Source organism: Synechococcus sp. WH 8109 (assembly GCF_000161795.2).
Classification (GTDB): Bacteria; Cyanobacteriota; Cyanobacteriia; order PCC-6307; family Cyanobiaceae; genus Parasynechococcus.
The window spans coordinates 612,105-635,003 of record NZ_CP006882.1; the positions used below are offsets into that span (position 1 = coordinate 612,105).

The window sequence follows — 22,899 nt, forward strand, 5'->3', positions numbered from 1 at the left end:
GCTCAGGCGCTCAACAGGGCCCGCTTGGGGCCATGGATCGGATCTTCGACAACGATGGTCTGATCACGGCTGGCCCCCAGGGAGACAATGGCGATCGGCACTTCCATCAGATCGGCGAGGAAGCGCAGGTAATCCATGGCTGGCTTGGGGAGATCCTTAAGGCTCCGGCATTCCTCGGTGGAGCATTGCCAGCCAGGCAGTGTTTCGAAGATGGGTTTGCACTGGGCGAAGTCATCGGCACTGCTTGGGAAGTGCTCGATTCGCTCGCCGTTGAGTTCATAGGCCACGCAGACCTGAATTTCGTCCAGTTCGTCCAGCACATCCAGCTTGGTCACGGCCAGACAGTCCAAGCCGTTGACCTGCACGGCGTAGCGACCGATCACGCCGTCAAACCAGCCACAGCGCCTCTGGCGGCCAGTGGTGGTACCGAATTCACCCCCCCGCTCCGTGAGCTGGTCATTCAGGCTTCCGCTCAGCTCAGTGGGGAAGGGGCCTTCCCCCACGCGGGTGGTGTAGGCCTTGGCAACGCCGATGACGCGGTCAATCAGGGTTGGGCCGACGCCTGCACCGATGCAGGCCCCGCCGGAAACGGGATTGGAGGAAGTGACGTAGGGGTAGGTGCCGTGGTCCAGGTCCAACAGCGTGCCCTGGGCACCTTCGAACAGGATGTTCTTGCGATCTCGCGCTGCCTGATGAATCGTCTGGGTGCACTCCACCACGTGGGGGGCGAGGCGCTTGCCGTATCTCAGATACTCCTGGATGACGTCTTCGGCGTTCAGGGGCGCAACGCCGTAAATGGTTTGAAGAAGTTCGTTCTTCTCCTGAAGTGGGCCTTCAAGGCGATCCCTCAGCCGCTGTTCGTCCAGCAGGTCGATGACACGGATGCCACTGCGCTGCGACTTGTCGGCGTAGGTGGGGCCGATTCCACGGCCTGTGGTTCCGATCCGTCGTGCTCCCCGCTGCTTCTCCATGGCCTGGTCGAGCAGGCGGTGGTAAGGCATCGTCACGTGGGCAGTTGATGCCAGGCGAAGCCCTGAAATATCAATATCGTTGGCGATGAGCATGTCCAGCTCACCGAGCATCACCTTGGGATCCACCACCGTGCCGGATCCGATCAGACAGATCGTGTCGGGATAGAGGATTCCAGAGGGAATCAGGTGCAGCTTGAGCACACGATCGTCAACAACAATCGTGTGGCCTGCATTCACACCACCCTGATAGCGGACCACCACATCGGCGGAGCGGCTTAGGAGATCGGTGATCTTTCCCTTTCCCTCGTCACCCCACTGCGCTCCGATGACGACAACGTTGGCCAAGAACACGGCGGCCCGAAGCCGCAGATCTGCACAATCCGCGAGTATCTCAGATCTCGGGTGGCCTCGTCAAAACCGAGCCTATTTCGGGAGGCTCAGCTGCCCCGGACCACTGATTTCTCGGCCTTGTTGAGTTCCTTGGCGATGCGGTCATGCAGCGCTTCCGGCAGGGGGCGATTGGCATAGGAGGCGTAATGACCAGCCAGCGAATTCAGTGCGGTCTGCATCGTGGTGAAGGAGCTGAGTCCGTTCACACGGGGCTGGGGCCGATAACGGGACATGTAGTCGTTGATCAGGGCCCGGGCGTCGGCTTCAACTTCGGCGTGGGTGGGATCGTCCTGAGGCAGGTCGATCACCGTCAGCAGAGTGCGGGAGACCGCCACGGTGTCTTCCACGTAGTCACCGCTCAGACGAGCTTCAGCGTCCCCACTGCAGGCCGTCAGGAGAAGGCATAACCCGAGTCCAAGGGCTACGGCGGCCCGGCTGAGGGGGCGAAGCAGGCGTGTCAGTGCGGAGAGCATGAAACCCTTCAGTGTCATTCAACTCTAGGGGTGGAGTGCCTTGATCAGGCAGGTCACAGCCTCAGCGTGGGGAAGCTTTTGCACCTCGCGGCTGCTGCGGCACACCAGTTCAACGGTGCCCTCGCTGGCGTCGCGTCCCACCACGATCCGCCAAGGGATGCCGATCAGATCCGCGTCTTTGAATTTGACGCCGGCGCGTTCCTTGCGGTCGTCGAGGAGCACATCGACGCCTGCAGCTTGAAGCTCCGCGTAGAGCGCTTCCCCTAGCTGGGCCTGGATGTCATCTTGAATGTTGGCAACAACCACGATGGCTTCAAAAGGGGCGATGGCGGTCGGCCAGCAGATGCCGCTGTCGTCGTGGTGCTGTTCGACAGCCGCCTGCGCCAGCCTGGAAACGCCGATTCCGTAGCAACCCATCCAGAACGGTTCGGTCTTGCCGTTCTCGTTGGTGAAACGGCTCTCCATGGCCTGGGAATATTTCCGGCCCAGCTGAAAAATGTGGCCGACTTCGATGCCTCTTTTTTCCGTCAGTCGTGATTTCGGGTTGTGTTGGCAGACGTCGCCTGCCCGTGCATTACGCAGATCCAGCCTGGTCGGCTTCTGCCCAATGGCGGTCCAGCTGGTATTGAAACGGTGCAGATCGGGCTTGTTGGCGCCACAGATGAAGCTGCCGAGTTCGCTGGCGGTTGCATCAGCCAGACGCAGGAATGTTGGCTCCCAGGTCTTGGCTCCCTGCAGGACGTCATCGGAGAGGTCGGGCCCGATCGATCCAAAGGGGAGCGGATCAATCTGCTGGCGGTTGTTGTCCTGTGGTGTGATCGGGCTGCAATCGAGAACACCCTTGTTGAGGGTTTGGCTGACCGCGTTCACGACCTTGGTGGGATTGAGCTCCTGGTCACCACGGAGGCTCACCAAAAGCGGTTGGAGGGTCTCATCGTCCAGGGTCGCCACGAAGAGCAGCACCTTCACTACCTGGCTCGGATCCCAGCCTTTGGCGTTGCAGAGGCTTTCGATGCTGCCCAAGCCAGGGGTTGGAATCGATTCCTCCGGGCCGTCGGGAAGAGGAGATGCGGCGGATGGGATCGAAACAGCCTTCTCTTGGTTGGCGGCGTATTGGCCGTCATCGCTGATCAGGATCAGGTCTTCACCGGCATCTGCTGTCACCATGAACTCTTGGGAGGCGGCGCCGCCGATCGCTCCGCTATCGGCATCGACAGGGACGGCATCCAGGCCACAACGTTCAAATATGCGGCGGTAGGCCTGATCCATGGCGCCGTAGGTCTCGCGAAGATCCGCTTCGCTGGCATGGAAGGAGTACGCGTCCTTCATGATGAATTCGCGGCCTCGCATCAGGCCAAAGCGGGGACGGATCTCGTCGCGAAATTTGGTCTGGATCTGATAAAGGTTCACCGGGAGCTGCCGGTATGACCTCAGCAGCTCGCCCGCCAGGCTCGTGATCACCTCTTCATGGGTTGGACCAATCCCCAGTTCTCTGCCCTGGCGGTCTTCGAGGTGGAACATGATCCCCTCGCCAGCGGTGTAGCCCTGCCAACGCCCGCTTTTCTGCCAGAGCTCAGCAGGGTGCAGCTGCGGCAGCAGGGTTTCCTGAGCGCCTGCGCGGTTCATCTCCTCGCGGACCACGGCGGTGATCTTTTGCAGCACCCTCCACATCAAGGGGAGGTAGGCGTAGATCCCCGATCCAACACGACGGATATACCCGGCTCTGAGAAGCAACTGATGCGAAGTGATCTCCGCTTCGGCGGGAATATCCCGAAGCGTCACCAGCAGCAGGCGGGAGACGCGCATCAATCGCAACAAAACGGAATTCGGAAGTTATCACCGCTTCGGATGCATGCCGATCGCGGAAGTGTCTGTTTTGCCGGAATTCCTCTGTGCGCCCTGAGTCTCGGCTGCTACCGTCCAACTCAATCCAGACTGTCCTAGGCCCGTCTCATGTTTCCTCGGTCTGTTGAATCTGTGGCGACAAGCGTTCAACAAGTGACCGAACTTTCGATAGATCCGGCCCATGCATCAGCCCAGGCTGAGGCCCTGGTGGGAATCGACGATGTTCAGAAATCCCTGAACCGCTCCCGCGCTTCGGTTTATCGCTACACCAACACAGACCCCCGCAACCTCAACCCTCCGTTCAACCCCCGCAAGCTGAATTCGGAGTACCGCAGCGATCAGAAAGATCCGCTGATGTTCCACCCCAATGAGGTGGCGCGTTTCGCCAAAGATGTTCTCCGCATCAAAGAAGTCACTGTTGAGGTTCTGAACTCTCCTTCAACGGCGACGCAGCAAATCCTGGGATCGATCCTTGAGGAGCTCCGACTTATCCGAACCCATCTTGAGGGGAGTGGGGCATCACCCTCTGATCTGAGTGCACGTCTCGAGCAGGAGCGGCCAGCCGCTTAATGATTGGTGCGTCCTGCTTTTGGCAGTGACAGAATGGGTTGAACAACGTTTTGATCGAAAGAGGGAGCCTTTTGAACTCCCCGTTTTATGGCCTCAGATGTTCTCCACCCGTCTCACGACGACGCCATCGCGTCTTCTGAGGCGGATGAGCCGTTCAGTCGTCGCGCCTCGTTGACGGCCATCAAAGGACTGCTGATTGCTGTTGTCAGCTTCAGCGCTCCCCTTGTGGCTGTGATCACGGACCGAACCTTCCCTTCTCCGCGACTGATCCCCACCGCCTCGGATCGGCATGGATCTCCATCAGCTCCCCCCGTCACCTTCGCCAGGTTTGGTGAATCTCATCGTTGAGATTCCGCAGAAGCAGAAATAAATACGAGTACTCCGCCGAAGTCGGCGTGATGGTTCTCGATCGGGTGATGCACTCCTCGGGACGTTACCCGTTCGATTACGGCTTCATCCCCAACACGCTGGCGGAGGATGGATCTCCTCTCGACGCCATGGTGATCATGGCTGAACCCACGTTCGCTGGTTGCCTGATCAAGGCTCGCCCCATCGGCGTGTTGGACCTCTACGACCGGGATGTTTACGACGGGAAGATTCTTTGCGTTCCAGACGCAGACCCCCGTCAGGACGAGATCCGCAGCATTCGTCAGATCGCTGCATCCCAGCTGGAGGATGTCGCGGAATTCTTCAGGACTTACCGCACGTTGCAGGGCAGCGTCGTATCGATTGATGGATGGCGCGACCTCGATGCGGTTCAGCCGTTGCTTGATTCCTGCATCAATGCAGCCGATTGATCTCAGGAAAGCGCCCCTTGATCAGGCCGGATGCTTGTAAGTTGGTGCGCACTGAGATTTGCGGAACCCGTGCCCACCATCCGATTCGAGCAGGAAGGCCAGCAGGTTGGTTGCATCGAGGGCGCAAATCTGCGTAAGGCTGCACTTGACGCAGGCGTCAATCCCTACAAGAGTCTCAACAACCTCAACAACTGCAGCGGTGTTGGTCAATGCGGCACCTGCGTGATGGAGGTGCTGGAAGGGCAGGCCAATCTTTCCCCCCGCAGCGACGTTGAAGAGGTCTATCTTGCCGACCGACCTGCAAACTTCCGCCTGAGCTGCCGCACCACCGTGAATGGCGATGTCACCGTTCGCACCCGTCCCGCTGAAGGCGTGGGCCGCGGCTCCAACAGCCTCGTTGGTGCGATCAAATCCCTTTTCGGCCGCTGAATCTTGGCCGGAACTCTCGCGGTATACAGCTACAACCGCTGCGGTACCTGTCGAAAGGCTTTGGCGTGGCTCAATGAGCGAGGTATTGCCCATAAAGTGCACGACATCACCTTGACTCCACCGTCAAAGGAGATGTTGGTGGCCGCTCACCAATCTCTCGGTGACAGGAAGCTGTTGTTTAACACCAGCGGCCAAAGCTATCGAGCCATGGGCGCGGAGGCAGTGAAGGCTCTTACGGATGACGAGGCTCTCGAGGCCTTGGCCGCCGATGGGAAATTGATCAAACGTCCGTTCGTGGAGGTAAATTCCTCCACTTACCTCACCGGCTTCAAGCCTGATCTTTGGGAGTCGGCATTCCAGGGTTGAAGTTCAAGCCATCTAATTCGCTGATCAGGGCGTCCACATCGTCTTGGTCGCGGATCTGACGGAAGCTTGAGCGTTTGATCTCTTCCAGGAGGGCAACCAGCAGATCCTGGCTGCGGCTCAGGACAGGCCCCTGTTCCAGGGTGTGAGCCAGCTCCTCCCAGAGCCGATCCAAAGCCTCGGATCCAAGCGATTCCAGAACAGAGTCCCGCTGACCGATGCGGTTTCCGGCTCCCTTGGACAGGTCGAGCACGGAAGTCACCATGCTTTCAGCCAGCTGGCGGCTGAATTCCGATTCGGCATTTTGCAGTCCAGGAAGCCGCCGCAGGGCATCCGGCACCACGTTCCGGTCCAAGCTCTGCTGCACCAGATGGCTGATGACGGCTTGCAGTTGCGGTCGCATGGCCGGGCCAATGCGGGTGAGCAGAAGGGGAAGCCACAACCGCAGCAGCTCGATCACCTCCCGCTCATCGTTCAGATCACTGCTCTGGTAGCTGCAGAGTCCGCGAACCCTCTCCGGCAGCTGTGGTGATCGGATCAGTTGCTGCAGAGCATCGACAACCCTGACGGCAATCACTTCAAACAGCTCCACAGCCAACAGGGCCACCACGCCGCGGCTGATCACGGCACGAAGCGGTTCGAGTTGCAGTAGGCCGGCTCCGCAAAGCCTTTCTGTGATCGGAACCACCCTGAGCCAGCGCGCAAACGGCAGCAGCAGGGGCAGGTCGATCCAGCGGCGTAACAGGGCATCGCGCCAGAAGATCGCCGGATAGCGCTGTTTCAGGCGCCAGGCACGCAGAAGAATGTCGAGCAGAAACAGCAGTTGAAATGGCGTGTCGATGCGCCAGCTCAAATCGCTGGGGCGCCCGTTTTCATCGATGCTTCGCCAGTAGTTGCTTTCCACCAGCGGAAGGATCTGCTGGCTCCAGAACTGACGCTCCTGGCTCCAGGGGGAGCGTTCCAGATGCTCGGGGCTCAGGAGAAGGTTGGCGGAGTCACGGGCTGATTCCAGGCCGGTGCGAGCGCGCAGTCGGTTCTTGAATTTTTCAAGCGCGCCGGTTTGGCCTGAACTGATGAACGGGTTGCTGTCCATCAGCGCTGTGGTGAGTACCACCTGGTGCTGCAGTAGATCGGTGCTTTCAGCCGTGCGCGAGCCGTTTTGCTGCAGGGCCCGATCCAGGGCGGTGTAGGCCTTGAGGTAAGTCTCGGTGTCGCGATGGGGTTCGATGCCTTTGAGGGGATCCAGCCATGGGGTGATGTCCGGCAGCCAGGGCAGGGGAACCACCAGGGGAAGCGATGGCACCGGATAAAGATTGCGTTGCAGCCAGAAGTTGCGCAGGGGGATGTAGGTGAGGTCGATGGCGACCCAGGTGAGATTGACTGCGGCGATAACAGCAATGGCCTGGTCCCACCGGCGCCAGCTGAACAGGCCGTGTTGGGGCTTGAGGGCTTGCCAGCGTGGACGGATCATGGGGCCTGCAGGCTCCCCCTATCGTGGGTCGAAAGATTGAGCCTGCCCACATTGAACTCGGAGAGAGAACCTTCCGATGTGAAGGGCAGAGTTAGCGCGATCTGGGAGTTCTGGGCCCCTTTTCTGTTCACGGTTTCGCTTTATCTCCTGCTTCGGCAGTTCGCTTTTGAAGCCCGCTACATCCCTTCGGGATCAATGCTGCCGGGTCTTCAGGTGGGCGACAAGTTGATCGTCGAGAAGCTGTCCTACCGCTCCCGACCTCCTCAGCGGGGAGAGATCGTTGTGTTTAATTCCCCCAGTGCCTTTGATCCCATCTGGAAATTGGAGGGGGGGCAACCCAATCCACTGAAGTGCGGCTTCGTCACCTTCCCGGGCATCAGCTGGGTTGTGGATCGTGTGCTGTTGCAGCGTTATCCCGAATGTGAGGCCTGGATCAAACGGGTGGTGGGTGTCCCTGGTGATGTCGTGGAGGTGAACAGCCGTGGTGCCGTGAGCATCAACGGCACGGCCTTTAACGAGCCTTACGTCACCAACTTCTGCTCTGATCGCGACGGAATGATTGGCTGCAAGGGCCTCTATGCCGTGGTCCCCGAAGGCAACGTTGTTGTCCTGGGCGACAACCGCCGCAACAGCCAGGACGCCCGTCGTTGGCCAGGCGGCCCGTTTTTGCCAGACGGTCAGATCATTGGCCGTGCCGTCTTCCGCTTCTGGCCCCCTTCGCGCATCGGTTCGCTCAGCAACTGAGGCCACAGGCCACAACGCGTCCATGAAGCTCACGGCCCAGCCAGGGAATGTTGGCGGCACGCGGTGCGCCGGGGGTGTTGCTGCTGATGGTCCAGCGTTGATCGGGATCGAACAGCAACCAGCGCCGGCTGCCCTGCTCAAGCTGTTCAGGGGGCTGGTCGATCAGGGCCGACGGCCCAAAGCTGAGGGCCTGCCAAAGATCTTCCGCGGTCCAGCGGCCCGGCCGCACCATGGCATTCCACAGCGCAGCAAGCACCACATGGTGGCCGCTGAGGCCTGCGGGGCGCTGGTCACCCGGCAACAGCATGTCCTCCGCATCCAGAGGAACAGCATGCACAGCCACGGCGGTGATCGTTCGCTGCTGAACGGCCTGGATCAACTGCTCGCGATCATCTGGGCCACCGAGGGAGGGGCATACGCGCGAGCCCGGATCGCTGCTGGCCAGCATGCTGCGGTCGGTCAGAAGATGCCACCAGCTCACGCTGCTCAGGGGCGGGAATTCGCAGCCTGAAATCTGCTGCACCGCTGCTGCTGTGGAGAGGTTCATCAGCCGCAGCTGTCGTTCCGGATGGCGTTGATGCAGCAGCAGCAACTGGCTGAGGGGAACGGTCTCGCTGGTGATCGGATCCGCTGGCCACCCGGCCCGCAGCGTCTCCACGCCTTCCCGCACCAGCCCCTCCCCCTGCAGCGCGGGATCCCGGGGTGCCACGAGCACTGGGCATCCCCCCATCTCTCCGAGCAGCAGTCCCCGTTCCAGCAACGGGGTTGGAACCATGGCGTCATCATCCGCCAGTCCGATGGCACCGTGTTCGAGAAGATCGCCGTGGGGGGCGAGTTCATCCGCCTTGCCGCCGCGGCTGAAGCCTGCCCAAAGGTGCAGACGAACCGATGCCATCTGATCCTGATCGAGGCTGAATCCCTGAAGCCGCTCCGGACAATCGCGCCAGCTGCTGCTGCGGGGAAGCAGACCAATCTGGCCATAGCCCCCTGCGGCGGCACAGTGGCGCAGGCTCACAGCTGTTTCTTGATCCCCGCTGAAGGGGGTCTCAAGGATGGAATGGGGATCCACCAGGCAGGGGGCGACCAGTTGATCCGGTGCTGGGCTGGCCTTGATGCCCAGGCCGAGGGCCTGCTGCCGGGCCTCGTCGTCAAAGCCGACGAGCACCCCCTGGTTGATCAGGACTGCACCGAGCTGTATTGAATGTCCGGGGCCACGCAGGACGCGCACCGGATCCAGCAGCAAGGTGTCGTTCATGACGTCAGAGAGCGCCTGCTGCCGTGCGGTCAATCACGCTTCCGAAATGGGAGGTGAGGTTGAGGCAGGTCACCACTGCAGGCTGGCCTGGATCGGCGGCGATGTCGACCACCGTGACACCACCGTTGCCTTGTTTGACGGCCCAGATGTCGGCCGGGGTCAGCCCCAACAGATCGCAGAGGATCGTTTTGTTGACGGCGTCGTGGGCCACCACCAGCACCGTTTCCTCAGGCTTCAGCTCGTCAGCGATCTCCCCCCAGCTCCGGACGGAACGGGCCCACACGTCCTGGATGGTTTCCCCCTCGGGCATCTGCACGGTTTCCGGAGCCCGTTTCCAGGTGTCCAGCAGCTCCGACCAGTCCTCTCTGATTTCGGATTCGAGCTTGCCTTCCCAGACTCCGTGTCCGATCTCCACCAGTCCGTCGATCTGGGTCAGGGGCACATCGGGATGCGCCTCCAGAATGATTTGGGCCGTTTCGGTTGGACGCGACAGCGTGCTGCTCCAGGCCCGATTAATGGAGATGTCTTTGAGGAAATCGCGGGCAGCCACGGCTTGACGGCGACCGTTCTCATTCAGCGGGATATCGATTTGCCCTTGGAAGCGCCCGGCTTTGTTCCAGTCGGTTTCGCCGTGTCGCACCAAAATCAGTCTGGCGTTTTTGCTCTTCTCCGGCAGCGGTTGCAGGTGGGTGGTGCTGTTCAGGCATTCGATCTGCACCTGGGGGCCGTTGTCTCCTGGCCGGATGTTGAAGACCGAAAGGGAGGTGTTGTCTACGCGGAGACGCCGGAAGCCTTGGTTGGGTTCCCCTAGCAACACCAGCATCAGGCAGCGCAGGATGGCGTTGTGGGCCACCACCAGCACCGTGTCGTTGCCGTTGGCGGGATGGCGCTCCAACAGCTTGCTGATGAAGCCCCGCGCCTGTTCCATCAGCTCAGGCAGTGGCTTGTAGCTCGAACCATCACGACGCTGGAGCTCCAGCTCCATGGGCCGCTGCTTCCAGATCTTGTAGGCCTCCGTTGAGCCTTGCATCAGCTCGTCGATGGTCTGGCCGGACCAGGGCTCAAGATCCACTTCCAGTAGTCCGTCATCAAAGTCGGGATCTGGGGTCTGGCCGCCTTGGGTCTCCAGCAGGCTCGCCGTCGTCGCGGCCGCCCGCTGTAAAGGAGAGCTGTAGATGGCTTGGATGCGCACGTCCTGAAGCGAGCGGCCCAGGGCCCGGGCCTGCTCATGCCCCTCCTCGCTGAGGTTCGAGAGATCATCGCGGCCCTGGATCCGCCGTTCCTTGTTGAAACTGCTGAGACCGTGGCGGACCAGAAGTAGACGAAGGGGCACGGTTCAGCGTCAGGGCGCGGCCATCGTATGGAAGCGGCCGTTCGGGGGGACAATCGTGGGCAGTTGAAGCCCGCTGGTGCCCAGTTCCCCTCACCCGGTTTCCCCGCGCTGGAAGGGACTTCTAGCGGCCTTGTCCCTCGCTTTGGCCGGTTTTATCTGGTTGTCGGGCTTGATGGACAGCCTCTCGCGACCTTCGGTGGCACCGGCCCTGAGCCTTCAGCAGCAGGATCTGACGCTTCTTGCTGAACCAGCGGTGCCGCCCCCGTTGCGGGACGCTCTCCTGGGGGAGTCGCCGCGGGATGCGCTGCTAAAGGCCCTGGAGGGAATCAGCCCAGAGGAGCGCAATGAGCGTCAGCAACAAATGTTCCTGTTGTTGCAGGGCCAAGGTTCCGCATTAGCGGAGCTCGAACGCCTTGACGACGACCCATTGCTCCAGCAGCTGTATTGCGAAGCGGGCGCCTCTGATCCGACGCTCTGCATCGATGCTGCAGCCGCAGGGCAAGCGGCGTTCCGTTTGGTCCTCAGCACGGTGCTGCCACTGGTGACGGCCCTGCTCGGTGGACTGTTGCTGCTCGGTCAGGCCTGGCGTCTGCTGCGCGGTCGGCTGATGGCCTCGCCCGATGTTCAGGGGCCGGAGCTGACCCTTGTTGATATGGCCCTGCTGGTGGCCGGTGGCTTTGTGGTGATCAGTGCCGTTGGCGTTCCGCTGGTGGCGTTTCCGTTGGTGGGTGCACTGACGGCTGGGCTGGGCAGTCCTCGTCGTGAAGCCGTGAGTGTGGTGATCAACTACGGCGTGATGGCCCTGCCGAGCCTGCTGATCCTGTGGCGGCAACTCCGTTCGTTGCCCAGGGAGAGGGCACCGCTGGGGGGGTGGATGCAGTGGCGATTGCGTCCGCTGCTTTCAGCTCTGCGGGATGCACTGGCGGGCTGGTTGATGGTGACGCCGGTGGTGATGCTTACGGGGTGGTTGCTCGTGCGCCTGGTCGGTGATCCCGGGGGCAGCAACCCGCTGTTGGAGTTGGTGCTCGGCAGCCGTGATCCGCTTGCCCTGGCCTTGCTTGCGCTCACTGCGGTTGTGCTGGCCCCGCTGTTCGAGGAGACGATTTTCCGCGGTGCCTTGCTGCCGGTGTTGGCGACCCGACTCGGTCCCATCCCGGGGGTCCTGCTCAGTGGCCTGTTGTTTGCCATGGCCCACATCAGTGTTGGCGAGTTGGCGCCGCTCACGATGTTGGGAATTGGGCTTGGTTTGGTGCGGCTGCGCAGCGGACGCCTGTGGCCCTCGGTACTGATGCATGGGCTCTGGAACGCCGTGACGTTCCTGAACCTGCTGCTGCTCTGAACCTTGCCCCGCCTTTCTGCAGATGGTTCACTGGCTTATTCGCCTGTGATACCGGTGGTTGCCGCTCCGGAACAGCGTGCATCGACCACGGCTTTCGAGCTGATTCAAGGGTCACTGTCCTCCGGACGCATTGCACGACGCTCTCCTCTCCTTGGGGGGCTCCATCGCCTGATGGATGGCACGCTGCTGGGATTGATTGCGGCGGTTGCCGTTCTTGCTGGTCTCACGCTGCACTGGCAGCATCGCTGGACTGTGGCCTTCCGCCTGCTGGAGGCAACTCGCACCCAGGCGCACCGGTTGACGGAATCAACCGCAGTGATGGAACAGCATCTGTTGCTGCGTTCTCAGCAGCCCAACCGCCTGGTGCCAACGCAGGTGGCCAATCTGGTGCATCTTGATCGCCCTGATTTGGGCTCGTTGCAAGCCTCCGCCTCGTCTCCCGTGGCATCGCTCCAGGCCCTGGGGAATCAGCCCATCCGCGCGGGGTACTGATGACGCGGGTGTCAGGGCATCGACCCATCCGTTCGCGCCGCTCCCGCACGCGGGTCGTTCCCCTGATCCAGGTTCCCCCCAAGCGGCTCTGGATCACTTTCTGGATCCTGGCGGCAGGCTTGCTGGGGCTGGTGGGTCGCATGGCATGGCTGCAGTTGGTGCAAGCCCCCGACTTGGAGCAGCGTGCCCGTCAGCTGCAAACTCAGCGCACCCAACCCTTGGGGCAACGCCGTCCGATCGTCGATCGCACCGGCCGTTTGGTCGCGATGGATGAAAAGCGTTTCCGGCTCTGGGCTCATCCCCGGTACTTCAACATGCCGGGAGATTCCCCCAACCTCGTCCGCCCTGCCGACGATGTGGCGGCGGTGTTAGCAGATCCCTTGGCTCGTCCTGCGCCTGCTCTGCTGAAGGCCATGGGAACCCAGGCCTCGGGAATCAAATTGGCTGAGGAGCTGGATCCGGAAACGGCCGATCGCATCCGGGCACTTGGAATCAGCGGCCTGGATCTGGAGGCCTATCCCCAGCGGGTGTACCCCCAGGCGTCGTTGTTCGCCAATGTGGTGGGCTTTCTCAATGCGGAGCGACAACCTCAAGCGGGTCTTGAGCAGAGCCGGGATGGGGACCTGGCTCGCCATGAGCAAACCCGATACCTCCGCCGGGGTGCTGATGGCACGCCATTGCCTGCCAACCTCGCCCCGGGAGCCTTCTATGGCGATGATTTGCGCCTGCAGCTGACGTTGGATTCCAGGCTCCAGCAGGTGGCACTCAAAGCTCTTGCTGAGCAGGTTGCCAAGTGGAAAGCCCAGAAGGGCGCCGCAATCGTGATGGATGCCACTAACGGTGAGTTGTTGGTGCTGGCATCAACACCTACCTATGACCCCAACCGCTACTGGGACTTCCCCACGGGGCGCTTTCGTGAATGGTCCGTTCAGGATCTCTATGAACCAGGCTCGACGTTCAAGCCGATCAACCTGGCTCTGGCCCTCCAGGACGGCGCCATTCAGGCCACGGATCGGGTCAATGATGTGGGCAAGCTGATGGTCGGTGGTTGGCCGATCAATAACCACGACAAAAAAGCCCATGGTTTGGTGGATTTCGCCACCGTTCTGCAGGTGTCAAGCAACGTCGGCATGGTCCAGGCCATGCGCCGTCTTGACGACGACGCCTACTGGAACTGGATGGAGCGTCTTGGCATCAATCAGCGTCCTGACACCGACCTCCCTGGAGCGGTGGCTGGTCAGCTCAAGAGCAAGAAGCAGTTCACCAGTCAGCCGATCGAGCCGGCGACGACGGCCTTTGGTCAGGGGTTTTCGCTCACACCGCTCAAGCTGGTGCAGCTGCACGGAATGCTGGCCAACGGTGGCAAGTTGATCAGTCCCCACATCACCCGTGGCTTTCGCTCGGGTGATGCCTTGGCTCCGGCGGCGGCACCCAGTGGTCAGCAGTTGCTGAACCCGGAGGTCACGCGCACGGTGCTCCAGTGGATGGAATCTGTGGTGGATCAGGGCAGTGGCAAGGGGGTGAAAACACCCGGCTACCGAATTGGTGGCAAAACAGGGACGGCGCAGAAGGCCCTGAATGGGACCTATCTCCCAGGAGCAAAGATCTGCAGCTTTATAGCGACCTTGCCGATTGAGGATCCCCGTTATGTGGTTTTTGTGGTGGTGGATGAGCCCCAGGGTGAACACGCCTATGGCTCCACCGTGGCCGTTCCTGTCGCCAAGCAGATCATTGATGCCTTGTTGGTTGTGGAGCGTATCGCCCCTTCAAAACCTGCTGAATTGAACAAGCTTTTGAACAGCTGACGCATCAAAAAGCGCGGCTACGTTACGAGTATTGAGCCGTCTTACATCATGGCCAGCTTGCTCGATCAGCTTTCACAAATGACCGTGGTCGTCGCCGACACGGGTGATCTGGAGGCGATCCGCAAGTTCACCCCTCGGGATGCGACCACCAACCCGTCGTTGATCCTGGCTGCTGCACAGATTCCGGCCTACCAGAGCCTGATTGATGAGGCTTTGCGGTCATCGCGCAAGTTGATGGGCAGCGACGCAGCGGTGGAAGACGTGGTGCGGGAAGCTCTCGATGAGATCAGTGTGATCTTCGGTAAGGAGATTCTCAAGATTGTTCCCCGTCGTGTGTCAACGGAGGTGGATGCTCGTTTGAGTTTTGACACCGACGCCACGATTGAAAAAGGGCGCAAGCTGATTCGTCTGTACAACGATGCCGGCATCAGCAACGATCGCGTTCTGATCAAAATTGCCTCCACCTGGGAAGGCATCAAAGCCGCCGAGGTGCTGGAGAAAGAGGGGATTCACTGCAACCTCACCCTCCTGTTTGGTTTCGGTCAGGCCGTTGCCTGTGCTGAAGCCGGCGTCACTCTGATCTCCCCTTTCGTGGGGCGCATCCTGGATTGGTACAAGGCTGAAACCGGTCGCGACTCTTACCCCGGACCTCAGGACCCGGGTGTGATTTCGGTGACCAAGATCTTCAACTACTACAAGACCCACGGCTACGGCACGGAGGTGATGGGGGCGAGCTTCCGCAACATCGATGAGATCACGGAGTTGGCCGGTTGCGATCTGCTCACGATTTCACCGAAGTTGTTGGATCAGCTCCGTGAGACTGAAGCTGTGCTGACCCAGAAATTGGATGCCACCCATCCCACCGATGGCGAAGCCAAGATCCACGTCGATCGCGCCACCTTTGATGCACAGATGCAGGACGATCGGATGGCCAGCGACAAACTCACTGAGGGTATTAAGGGCTTCAGCAAGGCCATTGAAACGCTGGAGCATCAACTGGCCCATCGTTTGGCTGAACTGGAGGGTGGATCCGCCTTCCGCCACGCCGTTTCTGAGATCTTCATGCTCAACGACATGAACGGCGATGGCTCGATCACCCGTGATGAATGGCTCGGCAGTGATGCCATCTTTGATGCCCTCGATCAGGACCACGACGGTCTGATCTCTCAGGAGGACGTGCGCCAAGGCTTTGGCGCAGCTCTGACTCTGACCTCTGTCTGAGTTGAGCTGGTTCCATGCATGCGCTCGACACCATGCGTGCTTTGGCCAGCAAGGCCGAAGTGATTCACCTCAACCAGGGTGACTTGCTGTTTCGTACGGGCGAAACCGGCACCTGCATGTATGGCCTGCTGGAGGGATCGGTGCGGCTCACCTGGATCGACTCAGCAGGCCATGAGGGACATGAGGACATCCCTGTGGGTCATGTGTTCGGCGCGGGGGCCTTGGTGATGGAGGACCATCAGCGATTGAGCACCGCCATGGCCACCAGTGATTGCCGTTTGATTGCCATGAACCGCGACAAGTTCCTGTTTGCGGTTCAGGAGACGCCGATGTTCGCAGTGCAACTCCTCGCATCGATTGATGCCCGTTTGCGGGACATCAAGTTGGCCGAAGGATGATCGACGGGCGGTGCGATCCAGCGAAAGGGCGAGGACGTCATGGATTCGGCTCCGCTGCCGACCGGTAGACGGCGGGCACGAGCACCAGAAACATCAGCCACCAGGCCAGTACGCCTATGGCCAGGGGAAGGCTGATCCAGAGCCGGTGCAGCAGCGTCCAGGACCCGCTGACCATCAGCACTCCCGTGCAGATGATGGACCAGGGCTGGCACCACCAGGGTTTCAGCGACCAGAACGGTGGCTGCTCCGGCGGTTTAGCGGAGGGCGTCGAGTTCACCAGCTGCGTGCATGGCGGCGAGATCGTCGTAGCCACCAATCACTGATCCGTCGATGAACACCTGGGGGAAGGTGGTCATCTCACTGCGCTGCTGCACAGCCTGGAAGGCTGCGTCGTCGTTGACGGTGGTGACGTTGTGGGGCAGATCCAGGGTTCTCAGGATGCGCAGGGCGCGGCTGCACCAGGGGCATCCCGGCAGCACGGCGATCTCGATCCTTGGTGCTGCTGCTGCGGTCTGACGCGCGGGGCGGCCTTCGCGTTGCTCCAGCACGCCAACCAGGAGATCGACGCCCTTCTGCACGATCGTGCCGGGCTCAAGGTGGCCTCCCCACACCTGACAGGCCCCATCCGAGAGGCTCAGGTGCAGGTGCACGCCCTCAGGGGAAAAGGTTCCATTGAGGGTGATCACCTCAAGATCGCCCTCCAGCACGGTTGGCTCCGCCTGGCCGGGGCACTGGAACGACGCCTTGGTCAGGTTGCCGACAACGCCGAGAACAAAGCCGCTGATGCCGTCCCGCTGAGCCAGTTCTTCGAGGCTGAGGCGTAGATCGCTGCCGGGAGCAAGCTTCAGCGGCAGAGGTTGCATGGCGCCTCAAAAAGTGTGTCCAACATTACGCAATCTTGTTTAGCACGATATCGTTTATTCAACGTAAGCATATTCTCACGAAATCGTGTCTCTCCTCCAGGATCTGGTTCAAGAGTTGCAGCAGCGGATTGAAGGCCAGGCCGCGGCTCCCAGCACGGCTGCGGTGGCGGATGCGGCTGGTTCCGAGCGCATCAACGTCACCCTGCCCCGCGGCGTGATGGATGACCTCAAGCGTCATGCCCTCACTGAAGGGCGCAGTTGCGGCAATCTGGCCGCCTATCTGTTGGAGGAGGCCCTGCGCCGCCATCGCCCTCTGGGCTGAGTGGGTTGAGGCTTCAGTTTCAATTCAGTAGCCGGTTGGCAATGGCTGCCACCTTTCCCTGCCGTTGCAATTTGAGGATGGAGACGTCCATGGGCGTGCGCATTGGGCTGTCCGGTTTGATCACAAAGCCGTAGGTCTCTTCCGACAGGGTGAAGGAGGCGAGGCGCAGGGCGAGGTCGGGATTGTTTTTGAGGTGGTAGCGAATGGCCGGTCGATCAAAGATCAAGGCATCGACCTGCTGATTAACCAACAGTTGAACTGCGCTCCTGAGGTTAGTGGCGCTAACGATCCGCATGTCGCCGCGTTGGGCCAGCTCCATGCCACTGGTGCCCTCCACCACAGCAACTCGACGTCCGTTCAGTTGCTCAGGAGCGCTGATGGCCGTTTCTGTTGCACCGGAGAGGAACAGAGTGAACGCCGAGGCCAGGCTGGCTGTGAGGGACGACACTGCGATCAGGGAGATCACCATCCAGGCACCGGTGATGCCCCGGCCGGTTCGTGTGATCGGAGCCTTGTCGCCGTAGCCCACCGTGGTCAAGGTCACCAGGGCGAACCACATGCCGCTGCTGATGCCCGGTAGCCAGTTCTGCGGAAACTGCTCACTGTTGCGGTTGCGTTCCGCCAGCCAGATCAGGCTGCCCACCACCAGCAGAACGCTGATCAGCACAAGCACCGAGGAGATCACCGCCCAGCCGAAGAACACCTGAACGCGGCTTAGGATTGACGGTGGGCGCATCGGCAGCAACACCCCAGATTTGCCCAGGTAGTAGGGCTGGGTGAAGTCAATGCCCGGGATGGCCAGCCGGCGTGAGGTGATGCTGATCGGGCCCACCAGCACGTCGATCTCACCGTCATCCACCGCCTCAATCCCGGCTTTGGGGGATGGCTGCTCAACCAGTTCGTAGCTGAGATTGTTGTCTTCGGCGACGCGGCGCCAAATGTTGAGGCTGATGCCGCTGAGCTGATCGCCGTTCTTGATCACGAAGGGGGCCGATCCACTGATCCCCACCTTCAGTTGATTGGCCTGCAGGGGCAGTGTGCTGCCGAAGCAGGCGAGCGCGAGGACGACGGACCAGCGCTGGACCCTTTGCATCAGCGGTGTTCCAGACGACGCACGATCACGGCCATTGCCGCCAGGGAACCCGCCAGCGCTATAAGCAGGGCAATGGTCATGGAGGGTCAGGTCAGCGGTGCGTCCAGGTTGGCATCCCTCACCCCGAGCAGCCAGTCGGCCACTTCCATTCTCAGGGCGTAGGCACATTCGAAACGGCCTTCGTCTTCCAGCACGCTCAGGCGTTGTTCGAGCGTGTGCAGGGTTGAACTAGCGACCTGGTGGAGGCCATTGCTCCGCGCCACAATGAGTCTTCTGGGGCCCCCTGAAGCTTGCGGCACGACGTCAGCCATCCAATGCAGCCAGCGCTACAGATCTGCGATCTGCACCGTTCATGACCGTTTTGGAGTGGTCCTGGGGCGACAGCCCACTCACGTTCCTGCCCCAGCGAGCGCTGTGGCGGCTTGAGGGGCGGGAGTTGTTTGTTGCCGATCTGCATCTCGGCAAGGCCGAGGTGTTCCAGGCCCATGGCATCCCCATTCCCAGCGATGGGGATCAAGGAACCCTGAATCCGCTGCTGGAGCTCTGCCATGCCTGGTCACCTCAGCGCTTGTTTTTGATGGGTGATCTCGTGCATGCCCGGATCGGCATCACCGCTCCCCTGCGCGAAACCCTGCTGGCGCTGCCCGATCTCTGTGGTTGCCCGGTGGTGCTGATCGGTGGCAACCACGACCAGGACAGCTGGATTGAAGGCTTGCCCCAGCAGCCTTCTCAACGTCTGGGCAATCTCTGGTTGAGCCACATGCCCGAACGGGTGCCGGAGCCGGGGTTGTTGAACGTGTGCGGTCACCTGCACCCCACCACCCGGATTCGCAGCCGTTCCGATCAGTTGCGTTTGCCCTGCTTCGCCTTTGATCCGGAGGGGCCGCGTCTGGTTATTCCTTCGTTCGGGCAGTTGACGGGAGGCCATGACTGCGGCGAGCGTTACCAGCAATGGCTGGTGGCCGAAGGCTCCATCGTTCCTTGGTTCGATACAAACCCCAACAACCGAGAGCGAAAGGTCGCGTGACTCAGCCTGCTGTGCCGCGACCCAGGCCCCGACCCAAGCGCAGGATCCGTCTGCGCAAGCGCTGGCTCTTGCTGGCTATGCCGTTTGTGGTGTTCGGCGGCTTGGTCGCCTTGGCGCCTGTGGCTCCTGAGCGCTCCGAGCTGCATGATCAAGCTGTTCTTTCGCCCCAGCTCCGCGGCCGGGATGCCAAGCCGTTCCGCTACATCCCCGACGATGAGGTGTACGCGTTGGAGCTCGATCCACGGCGGGTGCGTTTCGGGCTGCTGGAGGGTTGGGATCGAGAACAGGACGCCTACCAGGACAGCTCTGCCCTGGCCTACGTGTCCGGCCCGATGTACGAGCGCCATGTGGACGACGATGGCCGCGAGATCACGGTCCCCCTGGGGGATCTCAAATTCGGCAAGCAGGTCTGGCGCGGTCGTAATCGCTCGGCTTCACGCCAACGGGCCTTCGTAGGCATCCGCCACAACGGCAGCATTGATTTCGGCTACGGGGAGCTGACTGATGAGCGCAGCCGCGCCTACGACACCTTCATCGGCGGCCTGCACAGCCTCTACAACGACATCGAGGCTCCGCCGGAGAGCTACAAGGGGGCCTACAGCATCAGCATGGGCCAGCGCATCCGCTACTACCTGCCGCGGATCCGCATGGTGATGGGCCTGCGTCAGGACGGCCAGATGGAGGTGCTGATGAGCCGAGATGGCCTGACCCTCGAGCAGACCAAAGACCTCGCCCGTCGCCGGGGCTATCTGGCGGCCTACATGCCCGACCATGCCTCGAAGAGTCGTTTGATTATCCCTGGGGTGAAGGGCTTCACTGAAGAAGACGCCAACTGGATCAGCGGCGGTGCCACCAGCTTTGTGCATGTGCCTTATCTGTTGCGGTTGAGCCCCCGCCAGATCCCCCTGCAGGGCAATTTGATCGCCGCGCTGACGCCCAAGCTGGTGCTGGATAAGGGTTGCGATGGCCCGCTCGAATGTGTGTCCTCTTTAAGCAATCAGCTCGCCGATCGCGCTCTGGTGGGCTTGAACCGGGTAATGGAACAGGGCGTGGAACCCCTGGCCCGGATGATCTGGGGGCCCTCCAACAACCTCACCAAGCCGGGTTTGCCCGCGGATGCCGACGACCGCAGCGTCGATCTGGACCGTGCACCCCTGAGGGAACCCCCGATCACGGCGGATCCTTTGGTGTTGCGCGAGCCATCGGCTGTGATCCGGGAGCCGGAGCCAGCTGAACTCGATTCCGATGACAGCTGGACAGAGCCGCAGCCGTTTGTGCCGTTGCCCCCCGATCTGCCGCCGCCGATTGTGCTCGATGAGCCGATGCTCAACCCCGCCGAGGTTCTGCTGGATGAGCCAGCCTCATCGGTGATGCCACCGCCAGCTCTGCCGCCTCTGCAGCCGGTGCCCGTGCCGCCTATTCAGGGTTGAGCTTTGGACGCCGTTTGGTCCTGGTGGTCGATCCCCAGCACGCAACGTCGGGTGTTGGTGGCCCATATCACTCAACCCCCGACGCGTGCTGACCAGCGGGCCTTGAGCGACAGTCTCACCTGCCGGATGTTCGCCGATGCAGGCCAGATGGTTACTGCTGATGACATCGGCCGCACGATCTACGGCAAGCCGCAGCTGCGCAATTCCCCGCTGCACCACAGCATTTCCAATACCGGATCCCTCAGTATCGGAGTGGTGGGGCCAGATCCGATTGGCATTGATGTGGAAGTGCTGGACCGGCCGTTGCGCTTGGCGTCTGAACTACTGAAGCGGCGCATGTTTGCTTCAGCCGCTGAAGCGACGGACTGCCTGGAGCATTGGACGCTGATTCAGGCCTGGACGGCGAAGGAGGCTGTATTGAAGGCAGCGGGTTTAGGGCTGGGCGGCGGACTGGCGAACGTGACCATTGCTCCAGACGGGGCCGCGGCATGGCTGCATGGTTCGCGTTATTCCCTCTACCTCTGGACCCAGGAGGGCTTCAGCGTTGCGGTCGCTGAGGGCATCCGTGGCTAGAGGAAGGGACGGAGCATCGAGCAACAGCGTGAGATCTCTTTTTCAGCAACGTCTCGCCAAGGCCAACAACTTTCAGAAGTCGTTGATCACGTCTCTGCTCGCCTGGGTGGCCCTGGGGGTGTGGAGCTATCTGATCGCCGTTCCGATCCTTTCGGCTGTGGCGTTCCTCTGGCTCGGGGTGACGGGCTGGCTGGTGTGGCGGATCTGGCGCAAACCCGTGGCCTGAAACAGGCAATTGCGGTTCAACAACTTAGAGTTTCGGCCGGTTTTGGTTCGCGTTCGGTGGAATTCACGGTAGTGATTCTGAGTGAGCAGGTTGGCTCATACCCAAAAATCAACTGGACGGAATGGAAAGATCGCAATCGCAAGCAGATGATGAGTCAGGGCGATGTGTGGTCGATGGCAACACTGTCTGGAACTACAATCTGGGATTGTTTGGACAATAACAAGATCGACCGGCTTCATCTTGTGCAGTGGAAACCTGCTGAAGACACGATGTATCAAGTCAGCCTCCCGCGCCGCTGAGGTTTAACTGCTAACCAACGGTTCTTTGATATCAAATTAATAGCGAAAAAGCACCTGTTCGTCTTGAACAGATGCTTAGAGGTTGATTCTGAGGATCGGACCTTTCTCTTTTAAAGAAGGAAGAGGAAGAACACAGTGAACATTGAACCCAACAGGAAGATCGAGTCGTCCTTTCGATTGATATCAAAGGGCTCGTGGGGCTCTGGGATCATGGGAAGGACTGTTGAAGCCGGCAAGCTAAAGGACTCGGCTGTCTGTCGGCGGTTTGATGCTGTTTCAATCGCGCAAATCCGTCAGCCGAGCTCCATTCCATCGCTCACTCGATAACACGTCTTGGAGTTGATCAGCCGCAAGCTGCTTTGCATTATTCCAGTCGTGGACTGAGAGCCTGATCAGGTATTCGTGCTGAATGCCTGATCCTCTTTGTCGTGATGTGATGATCAAGACGTCGTCGTAGGTGATGGGGAATGAGTCGCCGGCTGGTGCTCCAAGAGCAGCTTCTGATGCGAACAACAGAAAATCAAAAATCACTGGATTGAAATATTCTTCGCTTGCATTTAGGTCTCCACAAGCCAGCATTTGTTCTATAGTTTGTGGTGTATAGGTTACAAATGAAAAGCAGTAGGGATCACCGGTGGCTTGCAGGTAGAGCCCTTTGAACCGACGCGTGCTCATCAATCAGCCTTCCGCCAGATGGGAGAGTTGGGATCCCAGACGGGTTTGGCGTAGGTGCCCTTCAGTTGTCGTTGAGGCTCATCGATCCTCAGCTGGCCATGGCATTGCCTTGCAAATTTAATCGAGTTTTTGTGGTACTCCTTCCAGGGCACCAAGGTTTTGCCATTCCAGATTGGCGGTAAACCTGTCTCTTTGAGCATCTGATCAAAGGCGTCAAAGTGGTTTTGAAGTTGCTCGTCAGTGAGCACAGTCTCTGGCCTCGGCACCCTTAGAGACTGTTTGAAGGGTGCGCTTTCAATGCATGCCTTGAAGCTTTGGGTGAGTTCCGTTTGATGGCTTGAGGCCTTTTGTTGGACCACTCCAAAGACAACGAGGCCAATGAGCAAGAGGCCGATCCCGATGATCGATCTGAGATGACTAACCGGCTCTCTGGTGTTGTCCATTGGCTAGCTCTCCCTCGCCAAGCCTAAGAAGGGGTTTCTGCTTCGAGGACCA

The 22,899-nt window shown here is 60.5% G+C and carries 28 protein-coding genes and 1 pseudogene; 17 read left to right on the forward strand and 12 right to left on the reverse strand.

Going from position 1 to position 22,899, the window contains the following annotated elements:
- Positions 1-2: 2 nt before the first annotated feature.
- The 3 genes from Syncc8109_RS03260 to Syncc8109_RS03270 all read right to left on the reverse strand — a co-directional run bounded on the left by Syncc8109_RS03260 (position 3) and on the right by Syncc8109_RS03270 (position 3,640).
- A complete protein-coding gene (locus Syncc8109_RS03260) occupies positions 3-1,322 on the reverse strand; it encodes an adenylosuccinate synthase (RefSeq protein ID WP_006852022.1) in 1,320 nt (439 codons plus the stop codon).
- Positions 1,323-1,408: 86 nt separating this feature from the next.
- A complete protein-coding gene (gene psb27 / locus Syncc8109_RS03265; protein ID WP_025362153.1) occupies positions 1,409-1,834 on the reverse strand; it encodes a photosystem II protein Psb27 in 426 nt (141 codons plus the stop codon).
- Between the two features lie 24 nt (positions 1,835-1,858).
- Positions 1,859-3,640 (reverse strand): proline--tRNA ligase, encoded by a 1,782-nt coding sequence (locus Syncc8109_RS03270; protein ID WP_025362154.1) that lies wholly within the window; start codon positions 3,638-3,640, stop codon positions 1,859-1,861.
- Between the two features lie 147 nt (positions 3,641-3,787).
- Here Syncc8109_RS03270 and Syncc8109_RS03275 point away from each other — a divergent pair, with 147 nt between their 5' ends.
- The 5 genes and pseudogenes from Syncc8109_RS03275 (at position 3,788) to Syncc8109_RS03290 (ending at position 5,841) form a co-directional block, all read left to right on the forward strand.
- On the forward strand, positions 3,788-4,249 hold the full coding sequence (locus tag Syncc8109_RS03275; protein WP_025362155.1) for a hypothetical protein: 462 nt from the start codon (positions 3,788-3,790) through the stop codon (positions 4,247-4,249).
- Between the two features lie 87 nt (positions 4,250-4,336).
- The gene (locus tag Syncc8109_RS12145; RefSeq protein WP_006850414.1) at positions 4,337-4,597 is read left to right on the forward strand and encodes a hypothetical protein; all 261 of its coding nucleotides are present in this window, start codon (positions 4,337-4,339) and stop codon (positions 4,595-4,597) included.
- A pseudogene (locus Syncc8109_RS03280) lies at positions 4,539-5,046 on the forward strand (inorganic diphosphatase). Before Syncc8109_RS12145 ends, Syncc8109_RS03280 begins: the two are co-directional and overlap by 59 nt.
- Positions 5,047-5,115: 69 nt before the next feature.
- Positions 5,116-5,475: a 2Fe-2S iron-sulfur cluster-binding protein gene (locus tag Syncc8109_RS03285; protein ID WP_025362156.1), complete on the forward strand. Its 360-nt coding sequence runs from the start codon at positions 5,116-5,118 to the stop codon at positions 5,473-5,475.
- Positions 5,476-5,478: 3 nt separating this feature from the next.
- Complete coding sequence (locus Syncc8109_RS03290) at positions 5,479-5,841, forward strand: arsenate reductase family protein (protein WP_006849583.1); 363 nt, start codon at positions 5,479-5,481, stop codon at positions 5,839-5,841.
- Here Syncc8109_RS03290 and Syncc8109_RS03295 read toward each other — a convergent pair.
- Positions 5,804-7,309: a hypothetical protein gene (locus Syncc8109_RS03295; RefSeq protein WP_006850319.1), complete on the reverse strand. Its 1,506-nt coding sequence runs from the start codon at positions 7,307-7,309 to the stop codon at positions 5,804-5,806. The two genes, Syncc8109_RS03290 and Syncc8109_RS03295, sit on opposite strands and share 38 nt — an antisense overlap.
- Before the next feature lie 78 nt (positions 7,310-7,387).
- On the opposite strand from Syncc8109_RS03295, the gene lepB reads away from it, so the two are divergent.
- Positions 7,388-8,053, forward strand: coding sequence for a signal peptidase I (lepB, locus tag Syncc8109_RS03300; RefSeq protein ID WP_006850623.1), 666 nt, complete (start codon positions 7,388-7,390; stop codon positions 8,051-8,053).
- On the opposite strand, the gene Syncc8109_RS03305 is transcribed toward lepB, so the two are convergent.
- Both Syncc8109_RS03305 and Syncc8109_RS03310 read right to left on the reverse strand, forming a co-directional pair.
- A complete protein-coding gene (locus tag Syncc8109_RS03305) occupies positions 8,043-9,308 on the reverse strand; it encodes a hypothetical protein (RefSeq protein ID WP_006851669.1) in 1,266 nt (421 codons plus the stop codon). The two genes, lepB and Syncc8109_RS03305, sit on opposite strands and share 11 nt — an antisense overlap.
- 4 nt (positions 9,309-9,312) lie before the next feature.
- Positions 9,313-10,641 carry a histidine phosphatase family protein gene (locus tag Syncc8109_RS03310; RefSeq protein WP_006850540.1) on the reverse strand — a complete coding sequence of 443 codons (1,329 nt, stop codon included), beginning with the start codon at positions 10,639-10,641 and terminating at the stop codon, positions 9,313-9,315.
- Positions 10,642-10,717: 76 nt separating this feature from the next.
- Here Syncc8109_RS03310 and Syncc8109_RS03315 point away from each other — a divergent pair, with 76 nt between their 5' ends.
- Genes Syncc8109_RS03315 through Syncc8109_RS03335 form a run of 5 tightly spaced genes read left to right on the forward strand, consistent with a single transcriptional unit; the run spans position 10,718 to position 15,896 of the window.
- Positions 10,718-11,980 carry a CPBP family intramembrane glutamic endopeptidase gene (locus tag Syncc8109_RS03315; RefSeq protein WP_025362157.1) on the forward strand — a complete coding sequence of 421 codons (1,263 nt, stop codon included), beginning with the start codon at positions 10,718-10,720 and terminating at the stop codon, positions 11,978-11,980.
- 54 nt (positions 11,981-12,034) lie between these two features.
- Positions 12,035-12,472, forward strand: coding sequence for a hypothetical protein (locus Syncc8109_RS03320; protein ID WP_025362158.1), 438 nt, complete (start codon positions 12,035-12,037; stop codon positions 12,470-12,472).
- A complete protein-coding gene (locus Syncc8109_RS03325) occupies positions 12,472-14,277 on the forward strand; it encodes a penicillin-binding protein 2 (protein WP_025362159.1) in 1,806 nt (601 codons plus the stop codon). The genes Syncc8109_RS03320 and Syncc8109_RS03325 overlap by 1 nt, the downstream gene beginning before the upstream one ends.
- Before the next feature lie 48 nt (positions 14,278-14,325).
- Positions 14,326-15,498: a transaldolase gene (locus Syncc8109_RS03330; RefSeq protein WP_006851003.1), complete on the forward strand. Its 1,173-nt coding sequence runs from the start codon at positions 14,326-14,328 to the stop codon at positions 15,496-15,498.
- Between the two features lie 14 nt (positions 15,499-15,512).
- A complete protein-coding gene (locus tag Syncc8109_RS03335; protein ID WP_006851553.1) occupies positions 15,513-15,896 on the forward strand; it encodes a cyclic nucleotide-binding domain-containing protein in 384 nt (127 codons plus the stop codon).
- 37 nt (positions 15,897-15,933) lie between these two features.
- On the opposite strand, the gene Syncc8109_RS03340 is transcribed toward Syncc8109_RS03335, so the two are convergent.
- Together Syncc8109_RS03340 and Syncc8109_RS03345 are read right to left on the reverse strand one after the other, a co-directional pair.
- The gene (locus Syncc8109_RS03340) at positions 15,934-16,173 is read right to left on the reverse strand and encodes a DUF6737 family protein (RefSeq protein WP_025362160.1); all 240 of its coding nucleotides are present in this window, start codon (positions 16,171-16,173) and stop codon (positions 15,934-15,936) included.
- The gene (locus tag Syncc8109_RS03345; RefSeq protein ID WP_006851484.1) at positions 16,151-16,759 is read right to left on the reverse strand and encodes a PCC domain-containing protein; all 609 of its coding nucleotides are present in this window, start codon (positions 16,757-16,759) and stop codon (positions 16,151-16,153) included. The genes Syncc8109_RS03340 and Syncc8109_RS03345 overlap by 23 nt, the downstream gene beginning before the upstream one ends.
- A gap of 85 nt (positions 16,760-16,844) precedes the next feature.
- On the opposite strand from Syncc8109_RS03345, the gene Syncc8109_RS03350 reads away from it, so the two are divergent.
- Positions 16,845-17,081, forward strand: coding sequence for a CopG family transcriptional regulator (locus Syncc8109_RS03350; protein ID WP_006851866.1), 237 nt, complete (start codon positions 16,845-16,847; stop codon positions 17,079-17,081).
- Positions 17,082-17,100: 19 nt separating this feature from the next.
- On the opposite strand, the gene Syncc8109_RS03355 is transcribed toward Syncc8109_RS03350, so the two are convergent.
- Both Syncc8109_RS03355 and Syncc8109_RS12150 read right to left on the reverse strand, forming a co-directional pair.
- Positions 17,101-18,174, reverse strand: a complete 1,074-nt coding sequence (locus Syncc8109_RS03355) for a transporter substrate-binding domain-containing protein (RefSeq protein ID WP_006849766.1) — start codon at positions 18,172-18,174, stop codon at positions 17,101-17,103.
- 86 nt (positions 18,175-18,260) lie between these two features.
- Positions 18,261-18,437 (reverse strand): hypothetical protein, encoded by a 177-nt coding sequence (locus Syncc8109_RS12150; protein ID WP_006851525.1) that lies wholly within the window; start codon positions 18,435-18,437, stop codon positions 18,261-18,263.
- Between the two features lie 89 nt (positions 18,438-18,526).
- Here Syncc8109_RS12150 and pdeM point away from each other — a divergent pair, with 89 nt between their 5' ends.
- From pdeM to Syncc8109_RS03385, 5 genes are all read left to right on the forward strand, one after another.
- On the forward strand, positions 18,527-19,201 hold the full coding sequence (gene pdeM, locus Syncc8109_RS03365) for a ligase-associated DNA damage response endonuclease PdeM (RefSeq protein WP_006849926.1): 675 nt from the start codon (positions 18,527-18,529) through the stop codon (positions 19,199-19,201).
- A 77-nt stretch (positions 19,202-19,278) separates the two neighbouring features.
- Positions 19,279-20,631 (forward strand): hypothetical protein, encoded by a 1,353-nt coding sequence (locus Syncc8109_RS03370; RefSeq protein ID WP_369792021.1) that lies wholly within the window; start codon positions 19,279-19,281, stop codon positions 20,629-20,631.
- Between the two features lie 3 nt (positions 20,632-20,634).
- Complete coding sequence (locus Syncc8109_RS03375; RefSeq protein WP_025362162.1) at positions 20,635-21,204, forward strand: 4'-phosphopantetheinyl transferase superfamily protein; 570 nt, start codon at positions 20,635-20,637, stop codon at positions 21,202-21,204.
- Positions 21,205-21,232: 28 nt separating this feature from the next.
- Positions 21,233-21,430, forward strand: coding sequence for a hypothetical protein (locus Syncc8109_RS03380; protein ID WP_006851796.1), 198 nt, complete (start codon positions 21,233-21,235; stop codon positions 21,428-21,430).
- Positions 21,400-21,729 carry a hypothetical protein gene (locus tag Syncc8109_RS03385; RefSeq protein ID WP_232202450.1) on the forward strand — a complete coding sequence of 110 codons (330 nt, stop codon included), beginning with the start codon at positions 21,400-21,402 and terminating at the stop codon, positions 21,727-21,729. The genes Syncc8109_RS03380 and Syncc8109_RS03385 overlap by 31 nt, the downstream gene beginning before the upstream one ends.
- A 276-nt stretch (positions 21,730-22,005) precedes the next feature.
- Here Syncc8109_RS03385 and Syncc8109_RS03390 read toward each other — a convergent pair whose 3' ends face one another.
- A complete protein-coding gene (locus Syncc8109_RS03390; protein ID WP_006850327.1) occupies positions 22,006-22,404 on the reverse strand; it encodes a hypothetical protein in 399 nt (132 codons plus the stop codon).
- Positions 22,404-22,847: a hypothetical protein gene (locus tag Syncc8109_RS03395; RefSeq protein WP_025362164.1), complete on the reverse strand. Its 444-nt coding sequence runs from the start codon at positions 22,845-22,847 to the stop codon at positions 22,404-22,406. Before Syncc8109_RS03395 ends, Syncc8109_RS03390 begins: the two co-directional genes overlap by 1 nt.
- Positions 22,848-22,899: the final 52 nt, after the last annotated feature.

What these genes read in the sequence shown, in the direction of transcription:
- Syncc8109_RS03355 (WP_006849766.1), bottom strand. Translation starts at nt 18,174, where the DNA reads ATGCAAAGGGTCCAGCGCTGGTCCGTCGTCCTCGCGCTCGCCTGCTTC.
- Syncc8109_RS12145 (WP_006850414.1), top strand. Translation starts at nt 4,337, where the DNA reads ATGGCCTCAGATGTTCTCCACCCGTCTCACGACGACGCCATCGCGTCT.
- Syncc8109_RS03370 (WP_369792021.1), top strand. Translation starts at nt 19,279, where the DNA reads ATGCCGTTTGTGGTGTTCGGCGGCTTGGTCGCCTTGGCGCCTGTGGCT.
- Syncc8109_RS03305 (WP_006851669.1), bottom strand. Translation starts at nt 9,308, where the DNA reads ATGAACGACACCTTGCTGCTGGATCCGGTGCGCGTCCTGCGTGGCCCC.
- Syncc8109_RS03335 (WP_006851553.1), top strand. Translation starts at nt 15,513, where the DNA reads ATGCATGCGCTCGACACCATGCGTGCTTTGGCCAGCAAGGCCGAAGTG.
- Syncc8109_RS03345 (WP_006851484.1), bottom strand. Translation starts at nt 16,759, where the DNA reads ATGCAACCTCTGCCGCTGAAGCTTGCTCCCGGCAGCGATCTACGCCTC.
- Syncc8109_RS03390 (WP_006850327.1), bottom strand. Translation starts at nt 22,404, where the DNA reads ATGAGCACGCGTCGGTTCAAAGGGCTCTACCTGCAAGCCACCGGTGAT.
- psb27 (WP_025362153.1), bottom strand. Translation starts at nt 1,834, where the DNA reads ATGCTCTCCGCACTGACACGCCTGCTTCGCCCCCTCAGCCGGGCCGCC.
- Syncc8109_RS03270 (WP_025362154.1), bottom strand. Translation starts at nt 3,640, where the DNA reads ATGCGCGTCTCCCGCCTGCTGCTGGTGACGCTTCGGGATATTCCCGCC.
- Syncc8109_RS03395 (WP_025362164.1), bottom strand. Translation starts at nt 22,847, where the DNA reads ATGGACAACACCAGAGAGCCGGTTAGTCATCTCAGATCGATCATCGGG.
- pdeM (WP_006849926.1), top strand. Translation starts at nt 18,527, where the DNA reads ATGACCGTTTTGGAGTGGTCCTGGGGCGACAGCCCACTCACGTTCCTG.
- Syncc8109_RS03330 (WP_006851003.1), top strand. Translation starts at nt 14,326, where the DNA reads ATGGCCAGCTTGCTCGATCAGCTTTCACAAATGACCGTGGTCGTCGCC.
- Syncc8109_RS03325 (WP_025362159.1), top strand. Translation starts at nt 12,472, where the DNA reads ATGACGCGGGTGTCAGGGCATCGACCCATCCGTTCGCGCCGCTCCCGC.
- Syncc8109_RS03275 (WP_025362155.1), top strand. Translation starts at nt 3,788, where the DNA reads ATGTTTCCTCGGTCTGTTGAATCTGTGGCGACAAGCGTTCAACAAGTG.
- Syncc8109_RS03295 (WP_006850319.1), bottom strand. Translation starts at nt 7,309, where the DNA reads ATGATCCGTCCACGCTGGCAAGCCCTCAAGCCCCAACACGGCCTGTTC.